17 protein-coding genes and 2 pseudogenes are annotated in these 21,715 nt (G+C 57.6%); 7 read left to right on the top strand and 12 right to left on the bottom strand.

The window, feature by feature from the left end; genetic code table 11:
• Positions 1-47: 47 nt before the first annotated feature.
• Entirely contained in the window at positions 48-5,921 is a 5,874-nt protein-coding gene (locus ACG74X_RS04030; protein WP_411232847.1) for a DUF4347 domain-containing protein, read from the bottom strand.
• A gap of 175 nt (positions 5,922-6,096) precedes the next feature.
• Positions 6,097-6,668, bottom strand: a pseudogene (locus tag ACG74X_RS04025) (IS6 family transposase).
• On the opposite strand from ACG74X_RS04025, the gene ACG74X_RS04020 reads away from it, so the two are divergent.
• Positions 6,624-6,917, top strand: coding sequence for a hypothetical protein (locus tag ACG74X_RS04020; protein ID WP_411232846.1), 294 nt, complete (start codon positions 6,624-6,626; stop codon positions 6,915-6,917). The pseudogene ACG74X_RS04025 and the gene ACG74X_RS04020 sit on opposite strands and share 45 nt — an antisense overlap.
• 37 nt (positions 6,918-6,954) lie before the next feature.
• On the opposite strand, the gene ACG74X_RS04015 is transcribed toward ACG74X_RS04020, so the two are convergent.
• From ACG74X_RS04015 to ACG74X_RS03995, 5 genes are read right to left on the bottom strand one after another with little or no spacing between them, the layout of a single operon-like run.
• On the bottom strand, positions 6,955-8,244 hold the full coding sequence (locus ACG74X_RS04015; protein ID WP_411232845.1) for an FGGY-family carbohydrate kinase: 1,290 nt from the start codon (positions 8,242-8,244) through the stop codon (positions 6,955-6,957).
• On the bottom strand, positions 8,241-9,209 hold the full coding sequence (locus ACG74X_RS04010) for a class II aldolase/adducin family protein (protein ID WP_411232844.1): 969 nt from the start codon (positions 9,207-9,209) through the stop codon (positions 8,241-8,243). Before ACG74X_RS04010 ends, ACG74X_RS04015 begins: the two co-directional genes overlap by 4 nt.
• A gap of 2 nt (positions 9,210-9,211) precedes the next feature.
• A complete protein-coding gene (locus ACG74X_RS04005; RefSeq protein ID WP_411232843.1) occupies positions 9,212-10,060 on the bottom strand; it encodes a TIGR01459 family HAD-type hydrolase in 849 nt (282 codons plus the stop codon).
• Between the two features lie 4 nt (positions 10,061-10,064).
• Positions 10,065-11,027, bottom strand: a complete 963-nt coding sequence (locus ACG74X_RS04000; protein WP_411232842.1) for an N-acyl homoserine lactonase family protein — start codon at positions 11,025-11,027, stop codon at positions 10,065-10,067.
• A gap of 60 nt (positions 11,028-11,087) precedes the next feature.
• Entirely contained in the window at positions 11,088-11,744 is a 657-nt protein-coding gene (locus tag ACG74X_RS03995) for a GntR family transcriptional regulator (RefSeq protein ID WP_411232841.1), read from the bottom strand.
• Positions 11,745-11,861: 117 nt separating this feature from the next.
• Here ACG74X_RS03995 and ACG74X_RS03990 point away from each other — a divergent pair, with 117 nt between their 5' ends.
• From ACG74X_RS03990 to ACG74X_RS03965, 6 genes are all read left to right on the top strand, one after another.
• Positions 11,862-12,950, top strand: coding sequence for an ABC transporter ATP-binding protein (locus ACG74X_RS03990; protein WP_411232840.1), 1,089 nt, complete (start codon positions 11,862-11,864; stop codon positions 12,948-12,950).
• Positions 12,951-12,980: 30 nt separating this feature from the next.
• A complete protein-coding gene (locus ACG74X_RS03985; RefSeq protein ID WP_411232839.1) occupies positions 12,981-14,309 on the top strand; it encodes an ABC transporter substrate-binding protein in 1,329 nt (442 codons plus the stop codon).
• Between the two features lie 114 nt (positions 14,310-14,423).
• Positions 14,424-15,338, top strand: a complete 915-nt coding sequence (locus tag ACG74X_RS03980) for a carbohydrate ABC transporter permease (RefSeq protein WP_411232838.1) — start codon at positions 14,424-14,426, stop codon at positions 15,336-15,338.
• Positions 15,339-15,342: 4 nt separating this feature from the next.
• Complete coding sequence (locus ACG74X_RS03975) at positions 15,343-16,278, top strand: carbohydrate ABC transporter permease (protein WP_411232837.1); 936 nt, start codon at positions 15,343-15,345, stop codon at positions 16,276-16,278.
• Between the two features lie 3 nt (positions 16,279-16,281).
• Positions 16,282-17,403, top strand: coding sequence for a Tm-1-like ATP-binding domain-containing protein (locus tag ACG74X_RS03970; RefSeq protein WP_411232836.1), 1,122 nt, complete (start codon positions 16,282-16,284; stop codon positions 17,401-17,403).
• A gap of 12 nt (positions 17,404-17,415) precedes the next feature.
• On the top strand, positions 17,416-18,081 hold the full coding sequence (locus tag ACG74X_RS03965) for a class II aldolase/adducin family protein (RefSeq protein WP_411232835.1): 666 nt from the start codon (positions 17,416-17,418) through the stop codon (positions 18,079-18,081).
• Positions 18,082-18,763: 682 nt separating this feature from the next.
• Here the strand turns inward: ACG74X_RS03965 and ACG74X_RS03960 are convergent.
• From ACG74X_RS03960 to ACG74X_RS03940, 5 genes and pseudogenes are all read right to left on the bottom strand, one after another.
• A pseudogene (locus ACG74X_RS03960) lies at positions 18,764-18,931 on the bottom strand (integrase core domain-containing protein); the annotation flags it as partial.
• A gap of 99 nt (positions 18,932-19,030) precedes the next feature.
• Positions 19,031-19,153, bottom strand: coding sequence for a hypothetical protein (locus ACG74X_RS03955; RefSeq protein ID WP_411232834.1), 123 nt, complete (start codon positions 19,151-19,153; stop codon positions 19,031-19,033).
• 368 nt (positions 19,154-19,521) lie between these two features.
• Complete coding sequence (locus ACG74X_RS03950; RefSeq protein WP_411232833.1) at positions 19,522-19,926, bottom strand: flagellar biosynthesis repressor FlbT; 405 nt, start codon at positions 19,924-19,926, stop codon at positions 19,522-19,524.
• A complete protein-coding gene (flaF, locus tag ACG74X_RS03945; RefSeq protein WP_411232832.1) occupies positions 19,923-20,288 on the bottom strand; it encodes a flagellar biosynthesis regulator FlaF in 366 nt (121 codons plus the stop codon). The genes ACG74X_RS03950 and flaF overlap by 4 nt, the downstream gene beginning before the upstream one ends.
• A 62-nt stretch (positions 20,289-20,350) precedes the next feature.
• On the bottom strand, positions 20,351-21,622 hold the full coding sequence (locus tag ACG74X_RS03940; RefSeq protein WP_411232831.1) for a flagellin: 1,272 nt from the start codon (positions 21,620-21,622) through the stop codon (positions 20,351-20,353).
• Positions 21,623-21,715 lie beyond the last annotated feature (93 nt).

Here is a 21,715-nt window from a genome sequence, read left to right as displayed (position 1 = left end):
AGCACACCATGCCCCATAAAACCCGCAAGACGACGCGCTGCGCCCACTTACAACACAAAGTCCCACTGCTCCAGCGGCAGGGCCTGACCCGTGATCTCAGGCACGTCAAGAAACGCATCGACCAATGTCTCGATCCGGTGCTCCTCTTGGAGCTTGCCGACCCAAAAGGCTTTGCCCGCGGCGTCCGAAGCGCGGCCCAGTATCTCTGCATACAGCAGTTCAATCCTGTCGGCAGGGGGCTGAACCTCAAAGGCCATACCGTTTTGCTGCGTGTTTTCCGCCGAGCGTAGCATGTTGAGGGCGATCATCCCCAATGGGTACGCCTTGTCTGCCAGGCCGGTCCAGAACTGGAACCCGGCAAGGTCGGGCTGCCGGTCCAGGATCGTCTGATAGAGGGTGGCGATCACTGCATCGCTGCGCGGGGTTTCGATTTCCAACTGGCCATCGGCGAACCGAAGGGTTTCCACATTGACCAGCGTGTCGCGCAGATCGGGATCGTCCAAAGACGTCACGATGGTCTGGCCATTGTCCCACGCGATGACGTAACTGGCCTTATCCCCGTCATAAGCCACCGTGTCAGTGCCCATGCCGCCATGCAGGATGTTCTGCCCGGTCCCGCCAAACAGGGTATCCTGCCCGCCCTGCCCGAAAATCCGGTCGTCCCCTCCTTGCGACCCCACGGTGTCATCACCGGCACCGCCGCGCAAAAGATCATCACCCGCGCCAAGCACGATACTTTGGGCAAGGCCGCCGCCAACCACCTGGTTCTCGCCCGCGCCTCCGGTGACGGTCACGGGGCCAAGGATCACCGCGAATTCCACATCATCCAGAATCAGCGCGGTTCCCGCAGGCAGGCTGGTAGCGTCGATCACAAAGGCCTCTGGCGGGGTTGCACCCGGCCTGCCCGAAATCACGATCGGCCCCGCGTCGGCATCGGCTCCGCTCAGGACCAACGTGCGCACATCGGGCTGAACGCCTTGCGGCAGCCCCTCCAGGAACACGGTCATGGCGTCGAAAATCTCTGCACCCGGTTCGGCCACCTGTGCGCGCAGATCCGCTTCGGCGGCTTCCCGGCTTGCCGCAACACCGGGACCGGACATATCGACCGACACGCCTGCCGGCAGGGTCACGGTCGCCGTTCCGGAAATCTCCTCTGTCTGCGGCCCGGTCGGGGGCGTGTGATCATCCGAACCCGGCGCATCATCCACGGGCGGGGCGATGTTGGGCGGATCATTTGCCGGGGGATCGTTCGCCGGAGGCCGGGGCCATGCCGCGACATCTATTGTCAGCGTGCCGGGCGCAGCGGAAAATGCCTTTCCGTCGCTGACCGCGTAGGAAAAGCTGGCATAGTCATCACCGGACGCCCCCGGCGCAGGGGTAAAGACCAGCTGGGGCAAATCGCCCACCGCGATCACCTGCCCTGCCACAACCGCTGTGCCGCTCAGTTCAAGCGAACCAACAGCGGGCAGCGTGTCGATCCGCACGCTGACCAGCGCATCACCGTCGGCGTCCTGATAGCCGAAGTCGCTGGCGGCAAAGGTGAAGGGCGTGTTGAAAGGCGTCTGCCGATCCGCCATGGCGGGGATTGTGGGCAGATCATTTACGGAGGTGACGGTAATCTGCGCTGTTGCTGGCGCGTCAACGCTCAGCGACACAGCTGAGGACACCCCGTCCCAGGTGCCGCCGGCGGTGCCGGTGGACTTGTCCCAGGCTCCAAAGCCGATCTCTGCCGTACCGTTAAAGTCGGCGTTCGGCACAAAGCGGATCAGGTCGGCGCTGTCCAACAGACGCACGTTGTCGATCAGATTCACATTGACGGATAGGTCGCTGAAGGCGCTGAATGTGGCACCGCCATCGATGGAGTATTCCCAGGACCCGTTGGTATTGTCGACCTGGCTGACCGCAATCGCCTCCGGCGCGGCTGTACCGTCAAGGTCGGGATCGGTGATGGAGCCATCCACCACCAGATCGCCCACGGTTATTCCGGAATTGGAGGTCGGGTCCTCCGCAATGGCCGGTAAGGCGAAGGTGTGTGAAAGGTCCAGAACCGGCGCGTCGTTCACCGGCGTGACGGTCAGGGCAACTGTGTCGGCGGTGCCGTTTGCTTTGCCGTCATTCGGCGTGACCGTCAGCGTCGCCGCCACCGTATCGTCGGCGGCTGTGGTAAAGATGATCTTGCTGGCATCATCCAGATACGCATTGAGGTCTGACGCAGTGCCGCGCAAGGTCATGGACGCTGTACCGGAATTGGACACCACGACGCCGGATACAGGGCCGTTTCCATCCACAGAGGCCAATGTGCCACGATCCACCTCCAGGGTCAGGGTGATGGTCTGGCTGTCCGCGTCGCTGACATCGTAGGTCGATAAATCTATCGCTGTCTCAACATCCTCTGTCACCGTAACATCCGCAGGTGTACCGGTCAGCTTGGGCGGATCATTTGCCGGGGGATCGTTCGCCGGAGGCCGGGGCCGTGCCGCGACATCTATTGTCAGCGTGCCGGGCGCAGCGGAAAATGCCTTTCCGTCGCTGACCGCGTAGGAAAAGCTGGCATAGTCATCACCGGACGCCCCCGGCGCAGGGGTAAAGACCAGCTGGGGCAAATCGCCCACCGCGATCACCTGCCCTGCCACAACCGCTGTGCCGCTCAGTTCAAGCGAACCAACAGCGGGCAGCGTGTCGATCCGCACGCTGACCAGCGCATCACCGTCGGCGTCCTGATAGCCGAAGTCGCTGGCGGCAAAGGTGAAGGGCGTGTTGAAAGGCGTCTGCCGATCCGCCTGCACCACAATGTAGGGGATGTCCTCCACGGGCGTGACGGTGATCTGCGCGAATGCGGGCGGGGAGTTGCTCAGCGACACAGCAGAGGACACCCCGTCCCAGATGCCGCCGGCGGTGCCGGTGGACTTGTCCCAGGCTCCAAAGGCGATCTCTGCCGTACCGTTAAAGTCGGCGTTCGGCACAAAGCGGATCAGGTCGGCGCTGTCCAACAGACGGATGCTGGTACCCAGGATCACATTGACGGATGAAGCGCTGAAGGGGGTGAAGGTGGTCCCGCCATCAATGGAGTATTCCCAGGACCCGTTGGTATTGTCGACCTGGCTGACCGCAATCGCCTCCGGCGCGGCTGTACCGTCAAGGTCGGGATCGGTGATGGAGCCATCCACCACCAGAGCGCCCACGGTTATTCCGGAATTGGAGGTCGGGTCCTCCGCAATGGCCGGTAAGGTGAAGGTTTGTGAAAGGTCCAGAACCGGCGCATCGTTCACTGCCGTGACGTTCACCGTGACCGCTGCCGTTGCAGCAGAGCCCGCCGCAGCGTCGGTCAGCGTGACCGTCACCGTGCGCGCGCCTTCTGCCGGGTGCTCGCCGGTGACCTCGAACTGCACCGCGTGCAACAGGGTCTGCACCAGCGCAGGCGTCGCGGCGGCATTCAGGGTTATCACCAGATCGGACCCGTTTGCGATTGGGCCGCCCAGCGTGCCCACTTGCGAACCGTCCACAGCAACGCTTGATCCTGTGGTGGTCCCGGCCAGCACCACTGTGCCCGAGGCATCCAGGGTCAGCAGATCACTCGCCGTATCAGCGCCGCTTGTGACCGAAACCGTCAAAGTCCCGCCATCGAAATTGGCACTATCGACATCCGTCACGGTCAGCGCTGTGCCCGCATCGAGGCGCACGGCACCGCCGTTTTCCACCGCCGCGACCGCGTCACCATTCAGGTCGCCAATCACCGGCGCATCATTCACCAGCGTGACGGTGATGGAAGCCGTGTCAGTGGCGCTGGAGAAGGCCGTGCCGCCCCCATTGGTGCCCGTGTCTGCGGTCTGCCCCGCCGTGCCGGAACTCGTGTCCCAGGCGCGAAAGGTGATTCCAGCGGTCCCGCTATACTCGGCATTGGGCACAAAACGGACAAGATTGGTGCTGTCAAGAAGCCGCGCGGTGGAGGACAGGTCAACTGCACTGCCCTTTGTACCGCTGAAATCTGTCCAGTTGGTCCCGGCATCCGTCGAAAACTGCCAGACACCGTTGGTATTATCGACATTCGTGACCGCGATGGCCTTTGCCGCCGTGCCGTCGGGATCGGTGATCGCAGTCCCCACGAGAGCGCCCACGGTCGTTCCGGGATTGGTGGCCGGGTCCTCATCAATCGCGGTGAGCGTTGGCGTGGCGTCCGTCAAGACCGGCGCGTCGTTCACCGGTGTGACAGCCAGCGTGACGGTATCCGCAATGCCGTCATCAGCATCAGCAGGTGTCACCGTCAGTGTCGCGGCGGTGGTGTCGTCGGCGGCGGTGGTGAAGGTAACGTTGGAGGTGACGTCAAGATAGCTGTTGAGGTCCGCCGCACTGCCAGAGAGCGTCATCGAGGCGGTGCCGGAATCGGCCACGGTCACGCCGCCAGCGTTGCTTGCCGCCAGCGTTCCGCGATCTACCGCCAGTTTGAGGATGATTGCGTCTCCTTCGACATCGCTTACGTTATAGGCGGACAGGTCCACGGCGGCGGCCACATCCTCAGTCACGGTCACATCGCCCGGCGTGCCACCAAGAACCGGCGCGTCGTTCATCGGGTTGATGGTGATGAAGCCATCGACATATCTATTGGAGTACGGGGTTGATCCCCCGCCTTGGCCGGTATCCACCACATCCCCTGGAGTAGCTCCATTGGTCTTGTCCCATGCGCGGAAGGTAATTTTGGCAGTGCCATGAAAATCTGCATCAGGGACAAACCGCACCAAGTTCGTCGCGCCCCCCGTCAATGTCCCGTCCAAAAGCCGAGCGGAACCCGGGGTCAAGCGATAGTCGTTATTGTCGGCGGTAAAATCGGTCCAACTGGTCCCATTGTCGGTGGAGAACTGCCAGACACCGTTTTCATTGCCCACAGCGATGACCGCAATCGCCTCTGGCACGGCTGTACCGCCAAGGTCGGGATCGGTGATGGACCCACTGGCCACCATATCGGCAACGGTGGTGCCCGAGTTCGTGGTGTCATCCTCAGCGATCGGGTTGAGCGTCGGAGGGGGATTGCCAGGCATTACAGGGGCGTCGTTCACCGGGGTAATGGTGATCCCAATGGTATCCGACGTGTCCGGGACGACGGGGCTTAGGTCACTGTTTAAAAGCGTAATCGTTAAAGTGTCTGCAACGGCAGTGGGTGAGGTGGCCTCATATCTGACCAAGCCAAGTGTTTGCAAATACGTGTTTATGGCTGCTGCGGTGCCAGTTATGTAGCCGACGTCACCAATTACACTGGCCCTAGCGTCTCCAGATCCAGTCAGCATGGACACCTTGCCTTCCGCTGCCTCGATCTTCAGGCGAAATTCATCGGTCCCGGAAGCCGTGACCGTGTAAGCCCTCAGATCCAAACCCGTGGTCGCGTCTTCCACGGTGGTGAAATCCGCAGGTTCGCCGGTCAAGGTTGGTGTCGCCAGCACACCGGCAAATTCGGGCACCGCCATCGGCTGCGCGCGCACCGCGCCGGCGCTTGCCGCCAGTGACCAGTCGCCCCCCAGCCGCGCCGCCCCGGTCAGCGTTTCACTGGCCAACACCGGCCGCCCCAGGGCCTGCGACAGCGCCGCGACAAAGGCCCGCCCTTCGGCACCTTGCCCCGCCTCACAGGCATAGACCAGCACATCGCCCGTCACGCAGGCCCCGATTGCGCCAAGAGCCCCCGCCATTTGCGGCAGGTCCTGCCGTGTCAGGATCTGCCCGCCCAGACGCACCGCGCCAGAGCTGCCGTGGCAAAACACATGCAGATCGCCCAGCGGCCCCGCCGCGAAGGCCCGTGCCGTCAGACGCTCGGCCAGATCGGCAAGCGTGCCGCAAGGCGACAACACGTCCATCCCAAGCGCCGCAGCGCGAGAGGCAATCGAAAATGTTTCGGACACTGCCCCATCAAGGACGACAAGAGACGATCTGTGCATGTGATTTTTCCTGTACCGCAAGAGCCAGCGTGCGCCGCTGTTCTGTTCGCACAAAAAATGTACCGGAAGTGCTCTTATAAAACCGTGTCAGCCGACACAGGGGTCAACGCCAAACGACGGCCTCCATCGCGCTGGTTTGATACAACAGCCAACCTTTGCCGTCTCGGAACGGCCGTCATGCGCCCAGTTGGCCTTTTTTGATCATGTGCGCGGTCTGAATTCCGTCTATGGTTGCTGTTGCTGATCCGAAGGACTTGAAACCCATCATCGGCTTGATCCGTCTTTTCACCCCCCGATGGTCCTGCTCCATGATGTTGTTGAGATACGTCGACCGGTAGACCCTGTTCCTACGGTCTGACCCAATCCTACGCAGAGCATCGTTCATCCCCGCCAAGCCGGCGGTGTTCGCTCTGCTTTTGTCGATCGCGCAAGACCTTGGCGGCCCATTGCAGGGGATCGCCTTGGCTAGAAACAGCAACGCTGCAGCTTCGTCCCGATGCTCGGACAGAATGAAATCAGGAGTTTGCCCATTGCGATCCAAAGCGCGATAAAGGTAACACCAGTTGCCGCGAACCGTGACATAGGTCTCGTCAAGACGCCAGGACGGCCCTGTTGGAGCCTTCCACCGCGCCGCCGCGCTCGGCTAATATCTCCTCAAGGTCGCGGTAGGAAAACGGCGTAACGCAGGTAGACAAAGACCGCATGCAGGATGACCTTTTTCGGAAACTGCGCACCTTTGAACGACACCGTTTAACAGACCTCTTTCACAAATCATCTCGACTGAGCGACCATCGCGCCAAAGGTTGCGACAGAACCGGACGTGCTCGCGAGGCGGGCAAACCGGGATGCCAGGTGCTGCGCCGCGGTGAGGCCGCATGGCAGAATGCGCAACGAACCGAAGGGCGGTTCTCCACCAAAACCTGGCATGAGGTCCTTGGTGACTTCGTGGATGACACCGATCTGGTGACGCGCATCAAAACTAAATCGCCGCGGTAACAATGGGGCGGTTACAGTCCAGCCCAGAGCCGGTAAGTTATAGTGTCGACCGAAGCTCTTTCTGAGCTAGCTTTGCAACCCCTACCGCAGCTTCTGTGTGAGGGGTGGTCTCAATATTAAGCCCAAGCACGCGACTTCGGATTTCGGTCCAAACAGAGTTCGATGCTCCGCCACCTGCAGTATAAACCATGTTGGGCGCAGTAGCGCCGTGTTCGACAATGGAAGCGTAAGCATCGCGTTCAATGCGGGCCATGCTTTCAAGTAAGCCGTGCAGAAAATGCGCATCGTCATCGGGGCGCGGTGTGACGCGGGGTTGAAGGCTGGGGTCGTTGATGGGAAAGCGTTCTCCGGGTTTGACTAGTGGATAGTAGTCCAAAGAACTGGAAACAGCTGGGTCGATGCGTGTGGACAACTGGCCAAGGTCTGCTTGGGGCAAAAGCTGGCGCAAGACGCCGCCTCCGGTGTTAGATGCTCCTCCAACGAGCCAGCCGTCGCCCAGGCGATGCGCATATAGTCCAAGACCAGGGACATCTATGCGTCGCGTTGACATCAGTTTGACCGCGAGGGTTGTTCCAAGGGAAGTCACGGCGTGGCCCGGTGCAGGATCGGTTGCCGCTAGAAACGCAGCGATGCTGTCAGTGGTGCCTGCATGAACTTTCAGTGCGGACGAAAGCCCGAACGCCCGCGCCTTTTCAGCGGATACGGTGGCGATCACCTCACCAGGGCGGTGCGCCTTGGGCAGCAGCGCAGAGGGTAGTGGCAAGCCTGTCATCCAGTCTGGCCACATGCCTGTCTCAGGATCTAACCCGGTTTTAAGCGCGTTGTTGACGTCTGTGTGGCCACCTTGGCCCATCAGGCGCGCTGCGATGAAATCTGCCTGATGCAATAGGTGGACAGCCTGCTTTCCGGTATCTTCGGAAACCAGTTTTAGCGCGCGGGTAAGGGCTGACCCCGGGCCGTTGGCGACATGACTGGTGGGCGCGTGGCGTGCGATGATAACAGCTTCATCAACGAACCCACCGTCATCATACATCAACGCGCGGCTGACAGGACGCAGGGCAGCATCGGTCAGCACCAGACTGCCTGAGGTTCCATCGACGGCAAGGCCAGCGATGTCGAACGGCGAATGCCCGTCGTCCCGCAAAGCTTGCATCTGCGCATGAAGGCATTCAGACACCGCCTTCCACCAGCATTCTGGGTCGCGACGGTCGTCTACATTTGGACCGTAGCTGCCACGGGCCATGCTAAGTACCGTCCCGTCAGCAGCGATAACTGCAGAGCGCACCCCGGAGGTGCCAAGGTCTATTCCAAGTGCCAGCTGCATCATGACCGTGCGGCCAAGGCCTGACGATACTTCTCGGCGTCCCAATTCAGCAGATCAGCTTCGGCGTTGGGACCAATGGATTCCGGAGTCCAGTCTTCGGGAAGTCGTGACAAGACGTCGGAAAGACAGCGCAACATGGCTTTCTGTGAAGATGTGGCACCGTCGCGAAGGGCAGTCCCATGTCCTTCGATGAGCAAAGCAGGGCGTTCGCCATCATGGTCCGTTGCAGGCAAGGCCGGACCAAGGAATACGACATGATCGGGGTAAAATGACCCGCTTTTAGCGATGGAGCACGCCCGCGTTTTGTGCGCGATCCAGCTTTCCGGTGTCCACACGTAACCGGGCGGCGGCGCATGTTCCGGCAAGGAGTGTGTTGTCGCAATGGCTGACATGGCCAGACGTGCTTCCACCTCTTCCGTCAGCGCATCGACGTCTTCAACGGTTTCCCCGCATACGATCAGACCGTGGTTTTCAAGCACGAACACCTGTGTTGAAGGCGATGCGTTTGCAAGGATCTCTCGGGTCAGGGGCAGTCCGGGTTTGGCGTAAGGCACAAAGGCAACGGGAAGGCCCGACAGTTTGGCCTCTGCCGCCACCCGCCCTTCCGGACAAATCGCGTGGACCAGCGTTGCAATGGAATGAGTGTGCGCCACAACAGTCCACTTCAGCGCGGCATGAAAGGTTGTCTCAATCGAGGGGCGCAACGGATTATCGGGATCCAACACGGTTGTCTTGCACGATCCATCCCCCGCCTCTTGGCGGGCCTCGGCCAATGCAGCAAAGCGATCTACCGGTACAAAGATGTGGGACGTTTCCGCATCGGCCAGTTCCGTCCCGGATGCTTTGATCCACAAAACCTCGCCATCTTTGTAAGACGTGTTTCCACCGGGGCCCTGAACACGCAGCGGGTTTTGGCCAAGGCGTGCAGACAAATTGCGGAACGCATCAAGCGCGGCGGGCGGGTGCATGGCTACCTCAGTATTGAAAGGGTAAAGGTTGGCAATCCCGCGCCTTCGGCGGCTGCGAGACTGCGTAAGGCATCCAAGGAATCATCCGCATGTGCAAAACGATTGGCGTGCAGACCGCCTTCGATGAACGCCGTGGACCAACCGGCGGCAATGCCCCCGGCAACGTCATGTTCAAGGCTATCGCCAACCATCAGGATGCTGCTTGGGTCGTCGATCCCAAGCGCGTCTTGTAGCGCACGGAATACAGGCGTGTGCGGCTTACCATAGAACGTAACCGCTCCTCCGGCATCAGCATAGGCATGGGCAAGCGTGCCGGGAGAGATCACTTTTTTCCCATCCGCCCGCGGTGCAGCCCGATCCGGGTTGGCACACAACACGGGCAGGCCAAGCTTTTGCGCCTGATCAAGCGCTGAGTGTGCGATGTCATGGTTCCCGGAGTCGGGCAATCCCATCAACAACACAGCCTGCGCATCCGCGACATCATCGCAAAACGTGACATCCAGATCACCTGCCCAGTCCTGCGCGTCAATTGCGGCAGCGGTGATCGGATAAAGCGATGTAATTTCTCTTTGTGTTTCGAGGTCGCACCAGACCGCCTCGCCCGAGCTCATGACATGTTTAAACGTGTCTGCCGGAAACCCCATTTTAGTGATACGTGAATGGTTCAGCGCCGACCGTTTGCCTGAGTTAGTCAAAACGGCCAATTCGCACTTAAACGCGCGCAACTCCGCTAGCACGCTGACCGCTTCGGGATAGGCGGACGTGCCATTATGCAGCACGCCATACTGGTCGAAAACGATGGCATCAAAGCGGTCAGCCACGTCAAGAAGTGTCTCAAGCCGCTTTACCATTGTCCTAACTTTCAGCCATATCCTTTGGGTCGCGCAAACTGGCGAGGTATGCGGGAACGTCTTCCTTGGCCATGGCAGGTGCGGCTTTCGCGGCGGCACCATCGGGCATATCGCCAAAGTAAAACTGGAAGCCGGGGATGAACTGACGCCGCTTGCGCAACGGCATGCCCTCATAGGGGAACACGTCGGATCGCGCATTGGCCGCTTCGTCATGGCAGGGCAGTATCACATCTGCACGCTTGTCCAGCTCTTCCACGGATTGCCAACCTTCAAAGCTGTTCACGAATCGAGCAGGCACCCAATAGCGCCAGCCTTCGGCTTCGCAGGGTTCAAGGTTACGCTCCTGAAAAATGGCATCGCCCGCGAGGACAATGTCGCCTGCAGACGTCGCGACGGTCACGGCCATATGGCCAACCGAGTGGCCAGGTGTGTGGAACATCGTGATGCCCGGAAGCACCTCGCACTCGTCTTCGACCGCCTCCAACACACATCCGGCATAGGCGGGTTCAATGCCCCAATAGCCACTTTCATACGTGCGGTAGTAAAGTGGCAAAGGGTTATATGCCATTTCGATCTCGGCCTTCGGCGCGATGTAGCGGGCGTTCTTGAACTTCTTCATGTTCTGCACGTGATCCCAGTGCAGATGCGTGAAGACAATTGCGTCGATTTCATCGGGATGCACGCCCAGTTTTTGCTCAAGGTGTTCGTGAACCTCGAGGCAGCCGCGTTTTTGGCATTTGTGGTGATACTTGGTTGCGCGCTCTTCATCGCAAAGGCCGGTGTCGATCAGGATTTTATGCGTACCGGTGTCGACGTAATGACAGTATACGGGGTTCCAGAACTTCTTCCCTGCGGGGCCTTTCCAGAATGTGTAGGTGCCAAGGTCAGCCTCAAGCCATCCTGTGTTGATCGGGTAAATCTTGGTTTCGTTCACGCCCATCCCGGCACTCCCATTCGTCTGAATCATGTTTTGTATACAAAAATATGATTAAGAATGCAGATGCAAGGCAAAACTCTGAATTTGAGCCTAGTTCGCATTCAGAGTTTGCAAAAAACTCTTGGTCATATGGGCACGCATCCCGTCTGAGGCCATTTCCGAATCCTTTGAAAAAATACTCGCGATCAAGTCTTCATGGCTTTCGGCAGAGGCGATCAGATCGGCTTTGCTGCCAAACTTCTTGGCGCGGAACGGGCCGGTGCGGCGGCGAAAATCTGATGCGATTTCGGCGATATAGGGATTGCCTGTGGCGCGGTAAATGGTGTGGTGAAACGCTTCGTTGGCACGCATGTAGGCGTGCATGTCACCGCTTTGCGCGGCTTCTACGCATTGTGCCTGTGCCTGCTCGATCTCTGATCGGGACAAAAGCGTCATACGTTGCGCCGCGATACGCGCGCATGTGGCTTCGATTTCATGCATAGCTTCAAAGATTTGCGCCAATTCTTCACGTGTATACTCGGCCACGCGCACCCCGCGCTTTTCGCCGGGTACAAGAATGGCCTGTGCTGTCAGGCGGCTAAGCACTTCGCGGATTGGTGTGCGCGAGACGCCGAAGCGTTCAGTGAGCTTTACCTCGTCCAGACGTTCGCCCGGTTTGAGGATACCCGTTGCGATGTCGTCCATCAGAGCGGCCTCAATCCGTTGAACGGTGGTGCCGCGCGACGCTCGTTCGGGTTGATCTTTCATGGCGTGCCTCTTGCTTTCAGCAGACCATATGTACCAAAGAGCATCCGCAAATGCAATTTTGGATATTTACAATCATTTTTGTATACATAAGCTGCAATTCGAAGGAATGGGGATTCGATGCCGGAAATACGTCTTGAGAATCTGGTGAAGCGCTATGGCGCCGTTGAAGTGTTGCACGGCATCGATCTTGCAATGGAGGAGCACGAATTTACTGTGCTCGTTGGTCCGTCCGGCTGTGGGAAATCCACGACCCTGCGCATGCTCGCGGGGCTTGAATCCGTCTCGGAGGGCGAAATCCTCATGGGTGGCAGATCGGTGAACACCGTTGATCCCAAGGATCGCGACATCGCGATGGTGTTTCAGGACTATGCGCTTTATCCGCATATGAATGTCGCCAAGAACATGTCGTTCTCTCTGCGCCTCAAGAAAGTGCCCCAACCCGAGATCAACAAGAAAGTGCGCGACGTGGCCGAGATGCTGGGCCTGTCGGATTTCCTTGATCGTAAACCCGGCGAGTTGTCCGGCGGCCAACGACAGCGCGTCGCGATGGGTCGTGCATTGTGCCGCGATGCCAGCACGTTCCTGTTTGATGAGCCGCTGTCGAACCTTGACGCAAAGTTGCGTGGCCAGATGCGGGCGGAACTTGCCCTGATGCGGCAGACCGTCAAAAAGAATATGATCTACGTGACTCACGATCAGATCGAAGCGATGACGCTTGCGGATCGGATTGTTGTTATGAATGGCGGCTATATCCAACAACAGGGCACACCAGCTGAGCTATTCAAAAACCCGTCTAATAAGTTTGTCGCCGGCTTCCTCGGATCGCCCCCGATGAACTTTCTGGATGCCGCGCTTGTCGATGACGGCGGCACGCTTTGCGCGCAAGGCGACGGGTTCAAGCTCGCGCTGCCCGACGCACTTGCGGTGCGAGCGCGTCAAGCTGTGATGCAACATGCGATCCTTGGCTTGCGTCCGTCAGACCTTGAATACACGCCTGATGGCGAAGACGCCCATTCGATCGAACTCAATGTGGTCGTGTCTGAATATGTCGGCGCGCAATCCGTGTTGATATGTGATTGCGGTGCAGCGCGCGTCACCGTCGAATTGAAATCCGAGACACCCATTGCGCTGGGGGAAACCCTGCGCTTTTCGGTGCGCCCCGATGGGCTGCACCTGTTCGACCCAAAGACAGAGAAGGCGCTCTAGCGTCTCAAGATCAGCGATCGGGAGGAACCAATGCTGAACCTACTCAAAACGACGACCTTCGTGACCGGGGCCGCCTTTGCGTCCATGGTTGCAGCACAAGAAGGGCCGTATGCGCCGTATGAAGGCACGACGCTTGTCGTGAACTTCCCCGCCCACCCACACTACAACGCTGTGATGGAAGTGCTGCCGGAGTTTACTGCGCAGACCGGCATCGAGGTTGAGGTAGACATGCTGCCCTACCTCGACATGCGCGAACGCCAGACGCTTGAGCTGGCTCTGGACGAAGGCGCGTATGATCTGATTTCCTACGTCGTGTTCTCAAAGGCTGACTATGTCTACGCCGACCAGCTTGAGAACCTTGCCAAGTATTTCATGAACCCGCGCCTTGCGGATCCGAACTATGACGCGGAAGACCTGATTGACGGCTATGTCCAGAACATCGGTGTGGCCGGTGGCGAAAAGGGCTATCTGCCCGGTCCGACCGGGTCGCTTTACGGTCTGCCCTTCGGGTCCGAGACATCGGTGCTGTACTACCGCACGGACATCTTTGAAAAGCACGGGCTGGAAGTGCCGACGAACTACGACGACTTCCTCCAACTTGCGTGCCAAATCCCAGAGCTTGAGCCGGGTATGGGCGGTGTCGCATCGCGCGCGGCATCCGGTCATCAGGCATCGCACGCCTTCTTGCTGCACCTCGCACCGCTTGGTGGCCGCGTGTTTGACGACGCATGGAACCCGCGCATCAATGACGCGGCAGGTGTCGAAGCGGCCAACGCTTTGAAAACCATCGTCGATTGCGGCCCGGAAGGCTCGTCCAACTTTGGCCCGGCAGAAGCGGCCAACGCGTTTGCCCAAGGTCAGGCCGCGATGTTCCTCGACTCGATCGCGTTTGCATCGACTTTTGAGGATGAAAGCCGCAGCACCGTTGCTGGCAATGTCGGCTGGGCTGCGCACCCTGCGGGTGTCCGTGCCGCATCGCAAACGGGTGGGTTCGGGATCGGCATTCCTGCAAACGCAGAGCACAAAGAGGCGGCGTTCCTGCTCGCTCAGTGGCTGACATCGAAAGAGGGCGACCTGATGACAGCAATGGCGGGCGGCAACCCATCGCGGTTCTCAACCTATCAGGATGCGGCCCTGAACGAAGCTAAGCCATGGTCGTCAACCTTTGGTGAAGCGCTCGAATTTGCGGATCCCGACTGGCGTCCGATTATCCCGGCATGGGGTCGCATTAACGCCGACATCGGCACAACCATGAGCCAGGTTCTGACAGAAGACCTCGACGTTCAGGAAGCGCTTGATGGCGTGGCCGAGCGGACGCGGGCGTTGATGGAAGAAGAAGGTTACTACATCTGGCAGTAACGCCAGAAACCGGTCCACGCCTTTGCCCCATCTTCGGCCTGGACCTCCTCCTGCATCCGGGGTCTGCCAGCGGTAGGCCCCGGGTCTTCCCCCAAGCTTCGAGGACGCCGCCCCGTGTCGACGCAACGTCTGAATCGCCTGACACCGTACATGTTCGTCGCCCCTGCCGGCGTCGTCATGATCCTCGCGCTGTTTTATCCCATCGGCTACATGATCTGGGGCAGCTTTCGCGATTGGGACCCAAGCCAGAGCCTATCCGAGACCGAATTTGTCGGCCTTGCCAACTATGCCAAACTGCTGGTCGATCCCGCATTCCACACGTCCTTTTGGGTCACGCTGGTCTTCGCGTTCACAGTTGTCACGGTTGAAATGATCCTCGGTGTCGGCCTTGCGCTGCTGCTGGACCGCAACATTCGCGGCATGTCTGTGTTGCGCACGATGTTTATCCTACCGATGATGATTGCGCCCGTGGTGGTGGGCCTTGTCTGGCGGTATATGTTCCATCAGACCTACGGCACGTTTAACCGTTTTCTTGAAGCAGTCGGCCTGCCCACTGTCGATTGGCTGGGGCAAAATCCGCTGCTATCCGTGATCATTGCCGACATCTGGCAATGGACACCGTTCATTTTCATCCTGTCGCTCGCCGCCCTACAATCGCTGCCGCGCTCTGCTTTGGAAGCTGCACGCATTGATGGCGCGTCAAGCTGGCAACAGATCATTCACATCAAGCTGCCGCTGATGATGCCTGTTCTGATCGTGACCATGCTTCTAAGATTGATCGACGCCTTTAAGGTGCTTGAGGTGATCCTTGTTCTGACAGGTGGTGGTCCGGGGCTCAGCACCGAAATCCTTGCTTTGCGCATCGCCCGAACGGCGCGGGAATTCCGTGAATTGGGCGAAGCGGCAGCGATGTCGAATTACCTTCTGATGCTGCTCATGGTTCTCACGCTAGGCATGTTCGCCTTCACCCGCTGGCAAGAGGCCCGCGCCCGCCGTGCCAAGTTCGCACAAGCTGCAGAAGAGGGTTAAGACCATGGCCGACACCACCCACGACCGCCAAAACCCCGCCTTTTACGCGATTATCGCGCTGCTGATCTTTATGTCCGTGGGCCCTGTGATCCTGCTGTTCGTCAACTCGCTTAAACTGGATGTGGACATCACCAGCGGCGCGGGCGGGTTGTTGTTCATGCCGACGATCCGCAACTACGAAACCGCGCTCTGCGATATCCTGTGGTACGAACCGGAACACCTGCGCTTCTGCCAAATCCGCTTTGGCGGCGCGTTCATCAACTCGATCATTATCGCATTAGTGTCGACCGTGCTGACTCTGGTGTTCGGCTGCATGGCCGCCTACGCGCTGGTGCGGTTCAAATTCATGGGCCGCGATAGCCTGTCGCTCAGCACGCTGGCGGTGCGCATGATACCCCCGGCGGTTCTGCTGGTGCCGGTCTTCGGTCTGTGGAACAACGCCTTCTGCCTCGACAACGATTACGGGCTGGGCATGTGGATCCGCGACACGTTTGGCGGGCGTGGTGACGTCTGTCTGGCGGGCACACATGGCGGGATCATCCTGATCTACGTCGCGATGAACCTGCCTTTCGTGATCTGGATCCTTCAATCGTTTATCGTACAAGTCCCGCCCTCACTGGAAGAAGCCGCGCGTGTCGATGGCGCGGGGCCATTTCAGACGTTCTTCCTTGTCGTGCTGCCGCTCATCAAACCTGGCCTCGCCGCCGCGTCGATCTTTACTTTTCGTATTGCTTGGAACGAATATCTACTTGCCTCCGCCCTCGCTGACCGGGACACGATGACAGTGCCGATCCTGATCGTGAACAATGCTTCCGAATTCGATGGCCTTGGCACCATCTTTGCCACTGGCATGCTGCTCGCGATCCCGCCGATCCTGTTCACGCTGTTCGCGTCCCGCCAAATCATCACGGGTATGACTGCCGGGGCGGTAAAGGGCTGACCCATGGCGCGTGTTTTGCTGATCGGGACATTAGAGACCAAGCAAGCCGAGCTAGGCTATCTACGCGACGCATTGGGCCGATACGGGCTGGATGTTGCTATGCTGGACGTCTCACTTGGCTCGAAAGGCGCGGTCTGGTCCGGGAAGGAAAAGCTGGCGCGTATGACGGAAAAGGCGCAAGCCGCGGCTACCGATGTTGGGGCGCACTGCACGGATTGTCAGGTCGCTATCGGCGTTGGCGGGGGCACCGGAGGTGAGATTGTCCTGGCTGCGATGAAGGCCCTACCTGCCACCTATCCCAAGATCCTGATCACCACCTTGGCGTTTGACCCCCGGCCTGCCCTTGCCGATAGCGCCATTACGATCATTCCGACGCTGTGCGATATCGAAGGTCTGAACACGCAACTGCGCCAGGTGTTCGAAAACGCCGCCGCCGCCATCGCAGGCCTCACCAAAGCGCAGCCGATCGTCAGGGACGACCGCAAGACCGTTGCCGTGACCACTTTGGGCGCGACAGGGGCCGCAGGGGCCAACATCGCGCGCGTGCTGACCGAGGCCAACCTTGAGCCAACGGTCTTTCACGCCAACGGCTACGGCGGCGCCGCATTTTCTCGGTTCGTTGAGGAAGGCCACGTCCAGGGCGTGATCGACATGAACGTGCATGAACTGGGCCGCATTCATCTTGCGGGAGCCCATGTGTCCATGCCGACCCGGTTCTCCTCTGCGGCGTCGCTCCCCCGCGTGGTGCTGCCCGGCGCGCTGAACTTCCTTGGCTTAAGTGCGTTAGAGACGGTTAGCAATGCGCACCTTAAGCGCCCGCACTACTGCCATACGCAACAGTTCACGCATATAAAGCTGACCAAAGACGAGATGTCTGAACAGGCAAAGCGCTTAGCCGCAATTCTGAACGACAGCATCGCACCCTGTCACGTCCTGATCCCCATGGGCGGTTTCAGCCACGAAGACCGCCCCGGCGGTGCCATAGAAGACAGCGAACTGCGTGCCATCACCGCCGAGATCCTGAACGAACAGGCCCGCGCCTACACCGTCACGCAGCTTCCCGATCACATCAATGACCCAAACACTGCCAAGGCCGCTGTTGCCGCCCTGCGCGATCACCTTTGAAGGACCAGTCCCATGACCCATGCCGATCTGAACGAAAAGAAAGATGCCCTGATTGCCATGGCACAACGATGCTTTGACGGGCGTTTGCAAACCAATGCGGGCGGCAACCTGTCTGTGCGTCTTGATGCAGGCGATGCCATTGTCATCAAACCGTCCGGCGTGGGGTTCAATGAATGCACGCGGGACAACCTGCAAGTTGTTCAGCTTGATGGAACCATCCTGCCCTGTGCTGAAGGTCTGAAGCCATCCAAGGATTTGAGCTTTCACCTCGACCTTTACCGCATCCGCGACGACATCAACGCCATCGTTCACTGCCATAGCCCTTGGGCCACGGGGTATGCCAGTGCCGGTATCGAAATCCCGTGCCTCACAGTCCAGACCATCGAAAAGATCGGTCGCATGCCGCTGATCCCGCTGTCGTCAAACGGTGGTCCGCAGACCGAGGTTGAGATCAGCCCTGTGTTTCAAGACACGAATATCCGCGCCGCTGTGCTGGCCAATCACGGGACCATCGGAGTGGGAAAGACGCTGATGGCTGCGCAGTACCTCTCTGAAATCATTGAGGAAACGGCGCATGTTGCATATGTCCGCGACACTCTGATGGCCGCACATGGCAAAACCGCAGCCGATTTGCCAAGCTATGGCACGGCCGCTGATGCGAGGGCTGCTTCAGGATAAATCAAAACGAGACTGATGTTGTTACGGGATCGTTCAAAACCGTGGGGTTATGCTGCTCGGATGCTACACCGCACACCTTAAGTGGTTTCACTGTCATCGAACTACCATCTTGTATTCGATTTGACGTGCGCTCCAGAACTTGTGTAGCGACGCCTTCTTTTGTGACGGCCATTGCTGTATACCTACCGCGGTTCTGAGGAAATCAGCGATCTGGGGATCTGCAGATCGCGGTTGCTGCTCTGGCAGATCGAGCTCGATCGCGGGGCCAACCGCCATCACCTGAACACAAAGGACGAGTCCCTCGTCTTCAGCGAATTGAGCCAGATCTGATAGCATCGTGCTTGATGGAGCGACGTGTGGCGACAGAAGCAGCGTGGGACGGATGAAGTCCGCTGTCCGCACCAGTGGTGGGTCCGCTGCGCGCCAAAGGTCCCAGACCTCAACGGCCGTCGCCTCGGCGCACCATGACAGTGCCGCCGCGCCAAAACCCGTTCCACCTGAAGCGCGCCACAACGCAGTCCAGCGCTCCGCGTTGCAAGCCTCCTGAGCTACTCTGCAATTGTTGGACAGGATCTGGCGCTTTTCAAGCTACTCTTTGCCCCTGCTGATCGGGGTTGGTAGTTTCATTTTGCTGCCAATAGACGATGGCTGGTGGCCTGCCGCCAAGTGCGGAGTGCGGCTACTGATGGTCGTAAAAGCACATCCATTTTCGAATCCCAGCCTTTGCCTCCGATTCCGTCACTTGGGCATGTAGGTAAACGCATTCTTATCTCAGCATCCGCCACAGCCGCTCGATGAAGATGTTGTCGAGGAACCGGCCTTTTCCATCCATTGAGACGCGCACGCCGGATCACTTCACGCCCCAGGGCAAGGGCTTGAGCTTTCGTTCCAAAGAAGAGTTGGCCACCGCATTGGCGGACTCTCTGACCGATGGCGTTCACCCGCCAATTCACCCGATCTTGGCGTCGAGTTCCTTTGCCGACTCCCTGTCGATCTCGGGTTTCTTGCGGCCCCCGCCCTCGAACACCGCGGACGCGCCCTCCAGAAACGGACCTTTCCAATGGAGGATCATCCTCGGATGTACCCCGGACCGGCTCGCCAGCTCGGGCGTGTGCTACTTGCGTTTCAACATCTGTGATCTCCTTCTCGTTGAAGATCAGCAGACGGCGAAGCGTAGCTTACGTCAGTGTACGAATTTCGGGGGGTAGCTCACAGTTCATCCCATTAGCTCAAACCTTCACCGAAAGCCGCAAGATAAAGCACAACAGACAAGACGAACAAAAAGCTCCGCTTTGGCGGTTTAACTCCTTTGCCCAAAATCCCTTGACACAAACGGCCCCGTTACCGAAGTGCAAAGTCTAAACACTTAAACGCAATCGCGAAGATCCCAGATCAAACCGGCCTTGATCACAGGGGAAGCCAATAGCGACCAAAGTAAATTCAGTTGCGGACAGCTAGTAACATTTCCGGTTCAACCAAAAGCAGTTTTCGAAGCGACTTGAGACACAGATAATAATTTTCGTCTTCCAGAAAAACTTGCGAGCTTCTTAATACTTCCAAGTAAGCTGTATTTTTGAAAACATGATCAAGCTCATTGAGTTCACCCAACAGCTTTTCCTTTATTTTTATCAAATTGCCTTCACCGGTCAATAGTAACTGAGCAAGATAACATGCACGTCGAATTGGTGTATTGATATCATCCGGATGTATAGCATCCTTCAACCTGAGAATTTTTGAGTTTCGACTCATAATTGTAATTGTTGAGCGACGACTTCCATTTTCAATCACTGCGCCATTTATCAATACTCTCTCTTTGGGTGACAGCTTGAGGACCAATCCACTCATTTTGATGCATCCTTCATAGAAAGCCCACAGTAAATAGATAAATTAATATCAATCAAAACTTGACAGTCTTCAAGACCGTTACGCACTTCTTTTGTATGCTGTCGAACAAACTCACCTAGATAAAATATTTTCGACTTCAAATCCGGAGATAGTCCGTTCTCCTTAAGAGCTACATCCGATGAAAGAACGATCCACAAACGACAATTCTCATGTAGCGCATCAACAAAAGCTGGAAAATCTTTTACTCTATTCAAATAGGCCGTTTTAAGCCGTCTCGTAACTTCTAGTATCGCTGCACTTTCAACATCTTTATCAACTCTGACAGTTTTATATGCATCCAAAGTAGCTTGAGTCGCGGTCATAGAAAAGCCTCAATTTATTTCATAAAATTTAGGAGGGGTCGCCGTAGCGACCCCAGCTCTTTTTATCTAAAAAGCGATAGAAGTGATTGTGGAGCCTGATTTGCAATAGATAGCGCCTGCACACCCAGCTGTTGCTGGACTTGTAACGCTTGCAAACGCGCTGACGCTTCTTCCATATCAGCATCCACCATTGTGCCGATACCCGACTTAAGGGAATCCGTTAAACTCGAAATGAAGTTCGCTTGCGTTTCAATACGTCCTTGCGCAGATCCAAAAGATGCTGCGGAATCAATAGCATTTTGAATCATAAATTCAATTGACACAAGAGCAGCATCTGCCCCTGCATCAGTTGTGACGTCAATATCATTGAGCTTTTCCAAACCCCCACCTATTGTCACGCTGGTTGGTGATGTTAATGTGTCAATACGTGCCGCAATGGTATCAGTTGCGTCAGTCACCGTCGAACTTATATTAAGTGTTTCACCCGACGCTGATACGTTAAAAACGTCGGTATCAAGTCCCTCCTCGAGAGCATAAATGGCATAGGCTTGGGCTAGGCCTTTAGCCACATCACCTGCAGTATCACCGTCTCTGGCAATATACATAATTTTCTGCGCGTCAGCCGCTGCTGTACCAGTTGTGTAATCGGCGGGAGTAAAGTTACTCGCGTTTGCGTCGGTGCCAAGAATACCAAGGCTATAAACCTGCCCGGCTGATGCAGGTGCCGTAACTACAAGGCTTGCGGTTTGTGTGCCATTGAGTGTTGCAGCGCCAGTTAGATTCGCTACAGTTCCGCCAACCACCGAACTCGCGTCAGTACCTAAGTCTTTCTTTGCAATTGAAATATCACTGGCTGCGACTCCTGTAGAAGATCGATCAAGCGATGCTAATACATTTACACTCCCCGAGCCAGCGTCAACTTCCCTATTCGATAGCAGGTTCAAACCATTAAATTGGGCCGCGCCGACAACAGCATTGATTTGATCGCGCAGTGCGACAATATCAGTCTGAATCTTTGCACGATCAACATTTTGCTCCTGCGAAGCAACGATTTTTCCCTTCATGTCTGTCAGCAAATCTGTAACAGTTTCTGCACCATTGCGGGCAACAGCGACGGTAGATTCACCAAGATTTAAGCTATCAGATATGCCTTGGAAACCTTTTACATCGGATTCCATCACCTTCGAAATCGACCAAACCGCTGCATTATCCTTAGCGTTCGCAACGGATTTACCAGTAGAGATTTGATTCTGCGTGGCCCCAAGCTGCGAGTTGATCGATTTTAAGGTCTGCAATGCAACCATAGCGCCATTATTTGTCAAAATACTTGACATCGTATTCCTTTCTGATGTGCTTTGCACAATATTTCAACAAGATACGACTGTATCATTGTCCGGATTAAATGGCCGTACTGGCTCTTGCTGACA

The organism is Marivita sp. S0852, from assembly GCF_046591575.1.
Lineage (GTDB): Bacteria > Pseudomonadota > Alphaproteobacteria > Rhodobacterales > Rhodobacteraceae > Marivita.
This window is presented reverse-complemented; position numbering and strand designations above follow the sequence as displayed.

What these genes read in the sequence shown, in the direction of transcription:
- ACG74X_RS04030 (WP_411232847.1), bottom strand. Translation starts at nt 5,921, where the DNA reads ATGCACAGATCGTCTCTTGTCGTCCTTGATGGGGCAGTGTCCGAAACA.
- ACG74X_RS04020 (WP_411232846.1), top strand. Translation starts at nt 6,624, where the DNA reads ATGCAGGATGACCTTTTTCGGAAACTGCGCACCTTTGAACGACACCGT.
- ACG74X_RS04015 (WP_411232845.1), bottom strand. Translation starts at nt 8,244, where the DNA reads ATGATGCAGCTGGCACTTGGAATAGACCTTGGCACCTCCGGGGTGCGC.
- ACG74X_RS04010 (WP_411232844.1), bottom strand. Translation starts at nt 9,209, where the DNA reads ATGCACCCGCCCGCCGCGCTTGATGCGTTCCGCAATTTGTCTGCACGC.
- ACG74X_RS04005 (WP_411232843.1), bottom strand. Translation starts at nt 10,060, where the DNA reads ATGGTAAAGCGGCTTGAGACACTTCTTGACGTGGCTGACCGCTTTGAT.
- ACG74X_RS04000 (WP_411232842.1), bottom strand. Translation starts at nt 11,027, where the DNA reads ATGATTCAGACGAATGGGAGTGCCGGGATGGGCGTGAACGAAACCAAG.
- ACG74X_RS03995 (WP_411232841.1), bottom strand. Translation starts at nt 11,744, where the DNA reads ATGAAAGATCAACCCGAACGAGCGTCGCGCGGCACCACCGTTCAACGG.
- ACG74X_RS03990 (WP_411232840.1), top strand. Translation starts at nt 11,862, where the DNA reads ATGCCGGAAATACGTCTTGAGAATCTGGTGAAGCGCTATGGCGCCGTT.
- ACG74X_RS03985 (WP_411232839.1), top strand. Translation starts at nt 12,981, where the DNA reads ATGCTGAACCTACTCAAAACGACGACCTTCGTGACCGGGGCCGCCTTT.
- ACG74X_RS03975 (WP_411232837.1), top strand. Translation starts at nt 15,343, where the DNA reads ATGGCCGACACCACCCACGACCGCCAAAACCCCGCCTTTTACGCGATT.
- ACG74X_RS03970 (WP_411232836.1), top strand. Translation starts at nt 16,282, where the DNA reads ATGGCGCGTGTTTTGCTGATCGGGACATTAGAGACCAAGCAAGCCGAG.
- ACG74X_RS03965 (WP_411232835.1), top strand. Translation starts at nt 17,416, where the DNA reads ATGACCCATGCCGATCTGAACGAAAAGAAAGATGCCCTGATTGCCATG.
- ACG74X_RS03955 (WP_411232834.1), bottom strand. Translation starts at nt 19,153, where the DNA reads ATGATCCTCCATTGGAAAGGTCCGTTTCTGGAGGGCGCGTCCGCGGTG.
- ACG74X_RS03950 (WP_411232833.1), bottom strand. Translation starts at nt 19,926, where the DNA reads ATGAGTGGATTGGTCCTCAAGCTGTCACCCAAAGAGAGAGTATTGATA.
- flaF (WP_411232832.1), bottom strand. Translation starts at nt 20,288, where the DNA reads ATGACCGCGACTCAAGCTACTTTGGATGCATATAAAACTGTCAGAGTT.
- ACG74X_RS03940 (WP_411232831.1), bottom strand. Translation starts at nt 21,622, where the DNA reads ATGTCAAGTATTTTGACAAATAATGGCGCTATGGTTGCATTGCAGACC.